This is a genomic window from Mycolicibacter algericus DSM 45454 (assembly GCF_002086455.1).
Lineage (GTDB): Bacteria > Actinomycetota > Actinomycetes > Mycobacteriales > Mycobacteriaceae > Mycobacterium > Mycobacterium algericum.
Map to the genome: position 1 here is coordinate 112,197 of NZ_MVHC01000010.1, position 10,923 is coordinate 123,119.

General features: G+C 68.7%; 12 protein-coding genes. 6 read left to right on the forward strand and 6 right to left on the reverse strand.

Annotated elements, in window-relative coordinates; all coding sequences use genetic code 11:
• Positions 1–6: 6 nt before the first annotated feature.
• The 3 genes from BST10_RS12220 to guaB all read right to left on the reverse strand — a co-directional run bounded on the left by BST10_RS12220 (position 7) and on the right by guaB (position 4,428).
• Positions 7–1,734 (reverse strand): GMC oxidoreductase, encoded by a 1,728-nt coding sequence (locus BST10_RS12220; RefSeq protein WP_083037967.1) that lies wholly within the window; start codon positions 1,732–1,734, stop codon positions 7–9.
• Between the two features lie 34 nt (positions 1,735–1,768).
• The gene (locus BST10_RS12225; protein ID WP_193374478.1) at positions 1,769–2,896 is read right to left on the reverse strand and encodes a GuaB3 family IMP dehydrogenase-related protein; all 1,128 of its coding nucleotides are present in this window, start codon (positions 2,894–2,896) and stop codon (positions 1,769–1,771) included.
• 65 nt (positions 2,897–2,961) lie between these two features.
• Positions 2,962–4,428 carry an IMP dehydrogenase gene (gene guaB, locus BST10_RS12230; RefSeq protein WP_013830152.1) on the reverse strand — a complete coding sequence of 489 codons (1,467 nt, stop codon included), beginning with the start codon at positions 4,426–4,428 and terminating at the stop codon, positions 2,962–2,964.
• Between the two features lie 285 nt (positions 4,429–4,713).
• Between guaB and BST10_RS12235 the strand changes: the two genes are divergently transcribed.
• Positions 4,714–5,118, forward strand: coding sequence for a DUF5319 domain-containing protein (locus BST10_RS12235; protein WP_041320144.1), 405 nt, complete (start codon positions 4,714–4,716; stop codon positions 5,116–5,118).
• 9 nt (positions 5,119–5,127) lie between these two features.
• Here the strand turns inward: BST10_RS12235 and BST10_RS12240 are convergent, their stop codons facing one another.
• Positions 5,128–5,940, reverse strand: a complete 813-nt coding sequence (locus tag BST10_RS12240; RefSeq protein WP_083037969.1) for a tetratricopeptide repeat protein — start codon at positions 5,938–5,940, stop codon at positions 5,128–5,130.
• A gap of 240 nt (positions 5,941–6,180) precedes the next feature.
• Here BST10_RS12240 and BST10_RS12245 point away from each other — a divergent pair, with 240 nt between their 5' ends.
• The 4 genes from BST10_RS12245 (at position 6,181) to BST10_RS12260 (ending at position 8,303) form a co-directional block, all read left to right on the forward strand.
• On the forward strand, positions 6,181–6,468 hold the full coding sequence (locus tag BST10_RS12245; RefSeq protein ID WP_041318590.1) for a WhiB family transcriptional regulator: 288 nt from the start codon (positions 6,181–6,183) through the stop codon (positions 6,466–6,468).
• A gap of 123 nt (positions 6,469–6,591) precedes the next feature.
• Positions 6,592–6,849 carry a hypothetical protein gene (locus BST10_RS12250; protein ID WP_232062394.1) on the forward strand — a complete coding sequence of 86 codons (258 nt, stop codon included), beginning with the start codon at positions 6,592–6,594 and terminating at the stop codon, positions 6,847–6,849.
• 83 nt (positions 6,850–6,932) lie between these two features.
• Positions 6,933–7,244, forward strand: coding sequence for a DUF732 domain-containing protein (locus BST10_RS12255; protein WP_013830158.1), 312 nt, complete (start codon positions 6,933–6,935; stop codon positions 7,242–7,244).
• 120 nt (positions 7,245–7,364) lie between these two features.
• On the forward strand, positions 7,365–8,303 hold the full coding sequence (locus BST10_RS12260) for a PE-PPE domain-containing protein (protein ID WP_083037971.1): 939 nt from the start codon (positions 7,365–7,367) through the stop codon (positions 8,301–8,303).
• On the opposite strand, the gene BST10_RS12265 is transcribed toward BST10_RS12260, so the two are convergent.
• Both BST10_RS12265 and BST10_RS12270 read right to left on the reverse strand, forming a co-directional pair.
• Entirely contained in the window at positions 8,280–9,185 is a 906-nt protein-coding gene (locus tag BST10_RS12265; RefSeq protein WP_083037973.1) for an NAD(P)-dependent oxidoreductase, read from the reverse strand. The genes BST10_RS12260 and BST10_RS12265 overlap by 24 nt on opposite strands.
• Complete coding sequence (locus tag BST10_RS12270; RefSeq protein WP_013830161.1) at positions 9,182–9,562, reverse strand: carboxymuconolactone decarboxylase family protein; 381 nt, start codon at positions 9,560–9,562, stop codon at positions 9,182–9,184. Before BST10_RS12270 ends, BST10_RS12265 begins: the two co-directional genes overlap by 4 nt.
• Positions 9,563–9,650: 88 nt before the next feature.
• Here BST10_RS12270 and BST10_RS12275 point away from each other — a divergent pair, with 88 nt between their 5' ends.
• A complete protein-coding gene (locus BST10_RS12275) occupies positions 9,651–10,691 on the forward strand; it encodes a PE-PPE domain-containing protein (RefSeq protein ID WP_232062392.1) in 1,041 nt (346 codons plus the stop codon).
• Positions 10,692–10,923 lie beyond the last annotated feature (232 nt).

The following is a 10,923-nucleotide window of genomic DNA, read 5'->3' on the forward strand; positions in this document are numbered from 1 at the left end:
GAGGTCTCAGCGCGTCCCCGCCGACCACCGCAGCGCGCCGACGGCCTGATCGGGCACCGCCGGGTTCTTCGGCGCGATCGGCTCCAGCCGCCGGTAGGGCTCGCCCTGGGCCGGCCGCTGGTCGGCTTCACCCTTGTTCGGCCACAGCGACGCGGCCCGCTCGGCCTGCGCGGTGATCGACAGCGACGGGTTGACGCCGAGGTTGGCCGAGACCGCCGCACCGTCGGCCACCGCCAGCGTCGGGTAGCCGTACACCCGCTGGTAGGGGTCGATGACGCCGTGCTCGGGGCTGTCTCCGATCGCCGCGCCGCCCAGGAAGTGCGCGGTGAGCGGGATGTTGAACAGTTCCCCCCAGGTGCCGCCGGCCACGCCGTCGATCTTGGCGGCGATGCGGCGGGTGACCTCGTTACCGACCGGGATCCAGCTCGGGTTCGGTTCACCGTGGCCCTGCTTGCTGGTGTAGCGGCGGATGCCCAGCCTGCCGCGTTTGGTGAACGTGGTGATCGAGTTGTCCAGGTGCTGCATGACCAGCGCGATCACGGTGCGCTCGCTCCACTGCTTGGGGTTGAGCAGCCGCAGGATGTGCGCGGGGTCTTCGCGGGCCTGATCCAGCAGCTGGCGCCAGCGCGGAACATCGGTGCCTTGCGGGCCGGCGCCGTCGGTCATCAGGGTCTGCAGCAGACCCATCGCGTTGGAGCCCTTGCCGTAGCGGACCGGTTCGACGTGGGTGTCGGCGGTGGGATGGATCGAGGAGGTGATCGCCACACCGTGGGTCAGGTCCAGGTCCGGGTTGACGTCGAGGGTCGCCGCGCCGACGATCGATTCGGAGTTGGTGCGGGTCAGCACGCCCAGCTTGTCGGACAGTCGGGGCAGCTTCCCCCGGTCCCGCATCTTGAACAGCAGCTTCTGGGTGTTGTAGGTGCCCGCGGCCAGGATCAGATACCGGGCGGTGAAGATCTTGCGTTGCCGGCGCACACGCAGGCCGGTGCGCACCGTCCGCACCTGCCACAGCCCGTCGCCGCCCTGCTCGAAGGCGGTCACGGTCGTCATCGGATGCACTTGCGCGCCAGCCGATTCCGCCAGGTACAGGTAGTTCTTCACCAGGGTGTTCTTGGCGCCCCACCGGCAGCCCGTCATGCACTCGCCGCACTCCAGGCAACCGGTGCGCTGCGGCCCGGCGCCGCCGAAGTACGGGTCGGGCACCGTCTTGCCCGGGGTCTTCTCGCCGTCCTCACCGAAGAACACCCCGACCGGAGTGGCCACGAACGTGTCACCGACTCCCATGTCGTCGGCAACCTGCTTGACGATGCGGTCGGCGTCGGTGAACGTCGGGTTCTTGACCACCCCGAGCATCCGCTGGGCCTGGTCGTAGTGCGGCATCAGCTCGGCGCGCCAATCGGTGATGTGCGCCCACTGCTTGTCGGCGAAGAACGGCTCCGGCGGGACGTAGAGGGTGTTGGCGTAGTTCAGCGATCCGCCGCCCACCCCCGCGCCGGCCAGCACCATGACGTTGTTGAGCAGGTGGATCCGCTGGATGCCGTAGCACCCCAGTTTCGGCGCCCACAGGAAATCCCGCAGGTGCCAGGAGTTCTTGGCGAAGTCCGGGTCGGCGTAGCGGCGGCCCGCCTCCAAAACACCGACGCGGTAGCCCTTCTCGGTCAGTCGCAGCGCGCTGACGCTGCCACCGAACCCCGAGCCGATGATGAGGACGTCATAATCCGGCTGTGTCGACACGCCATGAGCCTACCGGGGGGTAACCTCCCCCGGGTCAGCTCCCGACGGTCAGCCCGACCTTCTGGAATTCCTTGAGGTCGCAGTAGCCCGCCTTGGCCATCGACCGGCGCAGCCCGCCGACCAGGTTCAATGAGCCGAACGGATCGTCCGAGGGCCCGTCGAGCACCTGTGCCAGGCCCGGGCGCTCACCGTAGGCGACCTGCATCAGCGCGCCACGCGGCAGCGACGGGTGCGCCGCCGCCGACGGCCAGTACCAGCCCTCACCCTGCGCCTCGGCGGCGGCGGCCAGCGGCGTGCCCAGCACCACCGCGTCGGCGCCGCAGGCGATCGCCTTGGCCAGGTCCCCGGAGGTGTGGATGTCGCCGTCGGCCAGCACATGCACGTAACGCCCGCCGGTCTCGTCCAGGTATTCGCGGCGGGCCGCGGCGGCGTCGGCGATCGCGGTGGCCATCGGCACCGAGATGCCCAGCACCTCATCGGAGGTGGTCACCCCGGCGGTGGAGCCGTAGCCGACGATCACCCCGGCCGCCCCGGTGCGCATCAGGTGCAGCGCGGTGCGGTGGTCGATCACCCCGCCGGCCACCACCGGGATGTCGAGCTCGGAGATGAACGTCTTGAGGTTCAGCGGTTCGCCATCGTTGGCGACGCGTTCGGCGGAGATGATGGTGCCCTGGATGACCAGCAGGTCGATGCCGGCCGTCACCAGGGCCGGCGTGAGTGCTGCGGCGTTCTGCGGGCTGACTCGCACCGCGGTGGTCACACCGGCCTCGCGGATGCGCGCCACCGCGGCGCCCAGCAAATCGGGGTCCAACGGCGCGGCGTGCAGCTGCTGCAGCAGCCGGATCGACGCCTCCGGCTCCGGTTCCTTGTCCGCAGCGGCCACGACCTGGGCGATCTTGTCCGCGACGTCGGCGTGCCGGCCGATCAGCCCTTCGCCGTTGAGCACCCCGAGCCCACCGAGCCGGCCGAGTTCGATCGCGAACTCCGGGGAGACCAGCGAGTCGGTGGGGTGTGCCAACACCGGGATCTCGAACCGGTAGGCGTCCAGCTGCCAGGCCGTGGAGACGTCCTTGGAGGAGCGGGTGCGCCGAGACGGCACGATGTTGATGTCGTCGAGCTCATAGGTGCGCCGGGCGGTGCGGCCCATGCCGATCTCAACCATGTCACGCATGACGGGTCAGCCTCGTTTCTGTTTCGCTGCGCGGATGCGCCGGGACGAACGCCTGCTCAGCGGACGTAGTAGTTCGGCGCTTCGACGGTCATGGTGATGTCGTGCGGGTGGCTTTCCTTCAGACCCGCGGCGGTGATCCGTACGAACTGTGCCTGCTGCAGCGCCTCGATGGTGGCCGAACCGGTGTAGCCCATCGCCGCCCGCAGCCCGCCGGTCAGCTGATGAATGACGGTGGTCAGCGGGCCGCGGAACGGCACCCGGCCCTCGATGCCCTCGGGCACCAGCTTGTCCTCGGAGAGCGCGTCGTCTTGGAAGTAACGGTCCTTGGAGTAGGACTTGGCGCCACCGCGGCCTTGCATGGCGCCCAGCGATCCCATGCCGCGGTAGCTCTTGAACTGCTTGCCGTTGACGAAGATCAGTTCACCCGGCGACTCGGCGGTGCCGGCCAGCAGCGAGCCGAGCATGGCCGTCGACGCCCCGGCGGCCAGCGCCTTGGCGATGTCACCGGAGTACTGCAGCCCGCCGTCGGCGATCACCGGCACCCCCGCCGGCGCACAGACCGCCACGGCCTCCATGATGGCGGTGATCTGCGGGGCGCCCACCCCGGCGACGACCCGGGTGGTGCAGATGGAGCCGGGCCCCACCCCGACCTTGACCGCGTCGGCACCGGCCTCGACCAGCGCGGCCGCCCCGCTGCGGGTGGCCACGTTGCCGCCGACCACATCGACGCGCTCCCCCACCTCGGCCTTGAGCTTGCCGACCATGTCCAGCACACCCCGATTGTGGGCGTGCGCGGTGTCGACGATCAGCACGTCCACCCCGGCGTCGGCCAGCGTCATCGCCCGCACCCACGCGTCGGCGCCGACGCCGACTGCGGCCCCGACGAGCAGCCGGCCGTCGCTGTCCTTGGTGGCCAGCGGGTGCTGCTCGGTCTTGACGAAGTCCTTGACGGTGATCAGCCCGGTCAGCTTGCCGTGGCCGTCGACGATCGGCAGCTTCTCGATCTTGTGGCGGCGCAGCAAGCCCAGCGCGGCGTCGGCGGAGACGCCCTCCTGCGCGGTGATCAGCGGCGTCTTGGTCATCACCTCGGCGACCGGCTTGTTCTGGTCGACCTCGAAGCGCATGTCCCGGTTGGTGATGATTCCAACAAGTTGGCCCAGGGAGTCCACTACCGGCAGCCCGGAGATCCGGAACCGCGCGCACAGCGCGTCCACCTCGGCCAGGGTGTTCTCCGGTGTGCAGGTGACCGGGTCGGTGACCATCCCGGCCTCCGAGCGCTTCACGGTCTCGACCTGGCCGGCCTGCTCGGTGACCGGCAGGTTGCGGTGCAGCACGCCCATGCCACCGGCGCGGGCCATCGCGATCGCCATCCGGGCCTCGGTGACGGTGTCCATGGCGGAGCTGACCAGCGGCACCTTGAGCGCGATGTTGCGGGTCAGCCGACTGGAGGTGTCGGCGGTGGCCGGCACCACGTCAGAGGCCGCCGGAAGCAGCAGCACATCGTCGAAGGTCAGCCCCAGCATGGCGATCTTGGGCGGATGCCCATCGGCGGCGCCGCCGGTGGGTATCGCATCGTCGAACGTGCCGGCGGCACCGGGTGCACCGGGGGCATAGGGAATCGTCGGGGCACTGGGGTCACCAACGGACATCGGGAGCCTCCACTACGCAGCCGGGGTGAGACGTCCATCCTAATCGCGGCGCGCGACGGCGTTCGTTCCCCACCACCCTTGCCGGTCATGCGGGCCGCTGAACGGCTCCGGGCACCGGCCGCTGGCATTCTGTCGTGACCTCTGCGTACCCTGATGGGCGTGCGTGACCACCTGCCACCCGGTTTACCGCCTGACCCGTTCGCCGACGATCCCTACGACCCGTCTGCCGCGCTGGACGCCGTCGAACCGGGGCAACCGCTGGATCCGCAGGAGCGGACCGCGGTCGAAGCCGACCTCGCCGATCTGGCGGTCTACGAAGCACTGTTGGCGCACCGGGGCATCCGCGGCCTGGTGGTGTGCTGCGACGACTGTCAGCAGGACCACTATCACGACTGGGACATGCTGCGCGCCAACCTGCTGCAGCTGCTCATCGACGGCACCGTCCGCCCGCACGAACCGGCTTACGACCCCGAACCCGACAGCTACGTGACCTGGGATTACTGCCGCGGCTATGCCGATGCGTCGCTCAACGGCGCGACTTCGGAGGCCGACGGCTACCGCTGAGCCGCCGGATCAGCCGCGCTGCCACCTACCGCCGCGGCGACGCACCAGCTCGGCGGCGTCGTCACGCAGCTTCAGCAATTCCTCGACCGTCCACCGCGCGCCGGCTACATCGACCAGGTCGATCAACATGCAGGCCAGTGCCCATCGCAGCGGGACCAGACCCAGCCGGTCGGCGTCTTGTAGCGCCGTGGTGGCCACGGCGCACGCTTTGTCGACGCTGCCGGCGCAACACAGCGCCCCGGCCAGCACCACCCGGCTTTTCACCCGATGGCGCGCCATCGTCTCGGGAGTCAGCTCCAGGGCGTGCTCGGCGTGCCGCACCGCGGTGGCGCCGTCGCCGGTGACCATGGCCAATTCGGCCGTCACCCAGTTCCGGCGCACCGCCAGGCGCGCCGGCGCCTTCGGTTGCGGCAGCCCTACCGCCCGTTCCAGCAGTGCCGCCGAGGCCGCGAAGCGCCCGACGCCCAGGGCGTCGGCGGCCAGCCCGACCAGCGCATCCGCGGTGGCCTCCGGGTCGACTCCGCCGTCATTGAAGGCCAGCGCCAGCGCTCGGCCGTCGCGGCCGCGGGCCTGCTGGTGCCCACCGAGTTGGCGCAGGAACGATGCCTGCGTGCTGTGCGCCAGCGATGCCAGCGGTCCGGCCGGCGCCTCGCGCAGCAGCGCCGCCAGATCGGTGCCGGCGCTGGCGTAACGCCCCTGACCGCCGGCGGCGACCGCACGCAACCACCGCTGCCGGGGGGTGATCGCGGCCGGCAACGGCCAGCGCCCGGGCGCATCGCCGAACGCGGCGGCGGCCAGCACCGCGTCTGGGTCCTCGATCATCGCTGCGCGACGTTACGCGGCCGGATCAGCGTCGCGTCGTCCGCCCCGGAAGAACATCCGCCCTCAGGGAATGTCCATCGCCTTAGGCCAGCCTTTCTTAACGGTTCCGTAGGTCTAACTTCAGACGCTTTGGTTACGGTCCCGTCAGCGCCGGATATCGCCGGCGCTGTTTTACGCGCACCACCAGACACCTCAACGGCCGCAACCGATCCGGTCGACCAGGTTTTGAGAGGGGTTCCCATGCCACAGGTTGAGCAGCTGCCCGGCCGCAATGCGGACGTATGGGATTGGCAACTCCGAGGAGCGTGCCGGGGCGTTGACTCGTCGGTGTTCTTCCCGCCCGACGGGGAGCGCGGCCGCGCCCGGGCTCAGCGGGAGCAGAACGCCAAACGGTGGTGCCGCAGCTGCCCGGTGCTGGAGCAGTGCCGGGCGCACGCACTTGCCGTGGGCGAGCCCTACGGGATCTGGGGCGGGATGTCGGAATCCGAGCGGCACGCCGCGCTGCGCTGCCTGCGGCCCAGCGGCTGAGTCCTGAAGCCCCCCGGCCGGCCTGCAGCGCCGGGCCGGGAGGTTTTCGAGCAGCCCCCGCCTGGTTCGGGGGCTGTTCGCAACTCGGGGTGATTGTCGGACCTTTGGTGTTGAGTTGCGGATATGCAACCCGCACCCGTGATCGGGTCCATCCTCGCCGGACTGACAGCTCTGGGCTTGGGCATCAGCCCGGTCGCCACGGCCGAGCCGAAGCCGGACCTGTGCTTTGACCCGCGACTCTGTGGAGATCTGAGTACGGTCTACTACTGCCCCGACACCGGCCAGGTGGTCGGTGCGTTCGCCCCGTGCCCCTCGCTGCGGACCGGGCCGTACCGTCCCGGCGGTCTGCAGCCCGGCGGGACGGTGACCCCACTGGGCTGAAATCGCGCCGTTATCCGGTTTCGCCGACCGCAACACCGTTACGCTTCGCCACGGCGCAGGCCGTCGACGGCGAGGGGAATCACATGCGTAATCAGCTTCTGTTCGGGACCCTCGCGGCGGCGTGCGCCCTCGGCCTCCTCGGCGCGCCGGTGGCCAACGCCGACGAGGAAGGATTCCTCAATGAACTGCGGGCCGACGGCTTCCCCGGTTTGACGGTCGGCGACGCCCAGCTGCCCGACGGTGTGGTCGTGGCGAACGGGTGGATGGCATGTAACCGGCTGCATCTGGGCGAGAAGCCCGAACAGACGCTGGCCCAGGTGAGCCCGAATGACGTCGAGAAGGGCCGCATGCTGATCAACGCCGCGCAGCACAATCTGTGCCCCGACACGCTCTGAACCTTTGCGGCCGTCAGCGATCGCAAAACCCCCGAACGCAATATCAGCGTGTGATACGCAAAAGCGGTGAAAAAACGGGGCGGGATCAAAAGTACGGTTGCGCAGGCCAGCGTAGTCGCCATGATGGCGGCCACGGCCGGGGTGGGGATCGGTTCGCCGGTCCACGCCGCGGCGACGCTGCTGGCCGCCGAAGGCCCGCTGGCGGGCAGCCTAACGGCGCTCATCCTCGGGGGAACCACTCAACCGACGCCCTCACCGGAATACGCGCGGACCGTCGAGAACCTGTACCTGAATCCGCTGGGGTTCAACGACGGCTCAACCGACTCGACGGTCTGCTACATGGACGGCACCGACCCGTGCAGCGCCCCACTGCAGGTGCTCACGACACCGCAACTGATCCAGCAGGGACCGAGCAGCCTCACAGCCGCGTCGGCGATCGTGCTCGCCGTGCAGAACCAATTCGACGCCAACCCCGGCGCATTCGATGCCGAACACCCGCTGACGATCTTCGGCTACTCCCAAAGCGCCACCGCCGAGTCGATCGCCATGACCCGACTCGCCGAAGCGGGCATCCCGCTCGATTCGCTGCACTTCGTGTTCATCGGCAACCCCTCCACCCCGGACGGCATCTGGCAGCACCTGGAAGCAGCCATGGCCGCGATACTCGGCCCGAGCCTGACGAGCTATCTGCTGAATCTTGCCGGGACGACCGATGTCCTGGGCAATTTGACGCCGAATGACCTGTATGAGGCAACCATTTACAGCCTGCCCGACGATCCGATCCCCAACTTCCTGGACGTCTACGCCTCCGAGGGCCTGTGGGGCGCGCTGCTGAGCATATTAGGGCCGCACGTGGAGTACTTCGGGCTGACACCGGAGCAGGTCGCCGACGCCACCACGACCGTCGATGGCGCGCTGACCTACGTCAACATCGACGACACCGACATCAACGGCCTCACCGCCTGGCTCGACGCGGTGTTCAGCGGCGGGGCCGCCAATAGCGGTCTGTTCGAAAGCCTCTGGGACTCACTGCAATTACTGTTCAACGACTTCTTCTGAGTAGCCCACCGTCACTCCGGCGGCACTCTCCAGCACCTTGACGATCGACGTGAAGTCGGATTCGGGGCCCTCGTCACGCAGCGTCGACTCCCACAGCGCGGCCACCGCGTCGGCGAGTTGGCTCGGCAGGCCCAGGGCACCGGCCTCGTCCAGGTACAGCCGGACGTCCTTGACCATCAGTCCGGTCGCGAAGCCGTAGTCGAACGTCCTGGGCAACACCGCTTTCGGGAACTTATCGCGGCTGGCATGGGTTCCGCCCGAGCCGGCATCGAGCACGTCGATCATCACCTGCGGGTCGAGACCGGCCTTGACGCCCATCACCATGACCTCGGCGGTGGCGGCCAGCGTGGTGGCCGCCATCAGATTGTTGACCAGTTTCATCGTCTGGGCGGCGCCGGGCTTCTCACTGACGAACACCGGGCGGCCGAGCTCGTCCAACAGCGCCTCGGCGGCGTCGAACGCGGCGCGCGGCCCGGAGACCATGATGGCCAGGCTGCCCTGCGACGCCCCGCCCACGCCGCCGCTGACCGGGGCATCCAGTGCCGCGACGCCGCGGGCCTGCAACGTGGTGTGATTACGCTGCGCCACAGCGCTTCCCACGGTTGACAAGTCGATGAACAGCTTGGTGTTCGCGCCGCCGGCCACCGCCTCGGCGACCGCCTCGACGACCGCCGAAGACGCCTGCAACGACGGCAGGCTGGCCAGCACGATCTCCGCCCGGTCGGCCACCTGCTGCGGCGAGGAGGCAGCGTGTGCGCCGAACTTCGACGCGCGGTTGATCACTTCGCCGCGGGTGTCGTAGACCACCAGTTCGCGACCGGCTGCCGCCAACCGGCCTGCCATGGGCAACCCCATGTTGCCCAAGCCGATGAAGCCGATCATCGGCTGCCCCCGTACTCGGCGAACGCCTCGCGGGCGATCCGGAAGCTGTCGACGGCGGCGGGGACGCCGGCGTAGATCGCCACCTGCATGAAGAGCTCCCGGATCTCCTCGCGGGTGACGCCGTTGGTCAGGGCCCCCTTGACGTGGGTGCGCAGTTCGTTGGGCCGGTTGAGCACGGCGATCATCGCGAGGTTGAGCATGCTGCGAGTCCTGCGCGACAGGCCGTCGCGTCCCCACACTGCGCCCCAACAGTATTCGGTGACCAGATCCTGAAACGGCGCGGCGAAGTCGTCACCGGCGGCGGCCTGGGCCACATACGCTTCGCCGAGCACGGCCGCGCGGATCTCGCGGCCCCGGTCATAGGTCTGTCGATCCATGAATCCTCCCTCGCGACGCCGGAAAGCGCGGAACTCAACGGTTGCGAGAACCATAGACTCAAAGACGAGAATGTGATAATCACATGTGATGCACAGCAGACATGCGACGGTTCCGGTAGCGCGGGCCGCCCGCCGACGGGGCAGCTACAAAGCAGCAGTTGCCCAGTTCGCCGCCGCCGGCATGATCGTCGCTGCATCCGGCGCGGTGCTCAGTCAGCCCGTCGGTTCGCTGCTGCTCGAGGCGGCGCTGCTGGCCGTCGACGGCCCGCTGGCGGGCAGCCAGACCGCGCTCATCCTCGGCGGCACCGGCCAGCCGACGCCCTCACCGGAATACGCGCGATCCGCCGAGAACCTGTATCTGAACCCGCTGGGATTCAACGGCGGCTCAACCGACTCGACGGTCTGCTACATGGACGGCACCGACCCGTGCAGCGCCCCGTTGCAGGTACTCACCACACCTGAGTTGTTTCAGCAGGGCCCGAGCAGCCTCACCGGTGCGTCGCTGATCACGCTCGCCGTCCAGAACCAGTTCGACGCCAACCCGGGCGCCTTCGATGCCGATAACCCGCTGACGATCTTCGCCTACTCCCAGAGCGCCACCGCAGCGTCGATCGCCATGTCCCGACTCGCCGAAGCGGGCATACCCGCCGATTCGCTGCACTTCGTGTTCATCGGCGACCCGTCGGCCCCAGACGGCGTCTGGCAGTACCTGGAAGCCGCCATGTACGCGACGCTGGGCAAGGATCTCTCGGACTACCTGCTCAAGCTGCTCGGCATGACCGAGGTGCTGGGCAACCTGACACCCAACGACCTGTACTCGGCGACCATCTACGGTCTGCCCGACGACCCGGTCTCCAATTTCGCCGACGCGTATGACAACTACGGCCTGTGGGGTGCGCTGCTGGGGATCTTCGGCCCCCACGTGGAGTACCTGGGCCTGACCCCCGACCAGATCGCCGACGCGACCACCACCGTCGACGGCATGCTGACCTACATCGAGATCGACAACAGCGAGATCAACGCCTTCGACGCCTGGCTCAGCGCGCTGCTCGAGCACGGGGTCGCCAACAGCGATCCGTTCCAGGCCGTGTTCGACTCGTTGAACCTGCTTTTCAGCAACTTCTTCTAACACCCCACCCGGTTCTGGGTCATTCCGGCGACCGTTCCGGCCCGGCACAAATCGCAGTGCGCCGGGCCGGAATTCCGGGTATCACACCGTGGTCAGCCGTGCGGGGCCTCGGAAATCTTGCTGTCGGGAGTTCCCACCGTCTTGCAGTACGTCGAAACCGGCTCTTCAGAAATGAGAGTGCGTGGTTGGGTGGCTGATCACGGTGGTTGCGTGTCGCTGAGTTGAGGTGGGG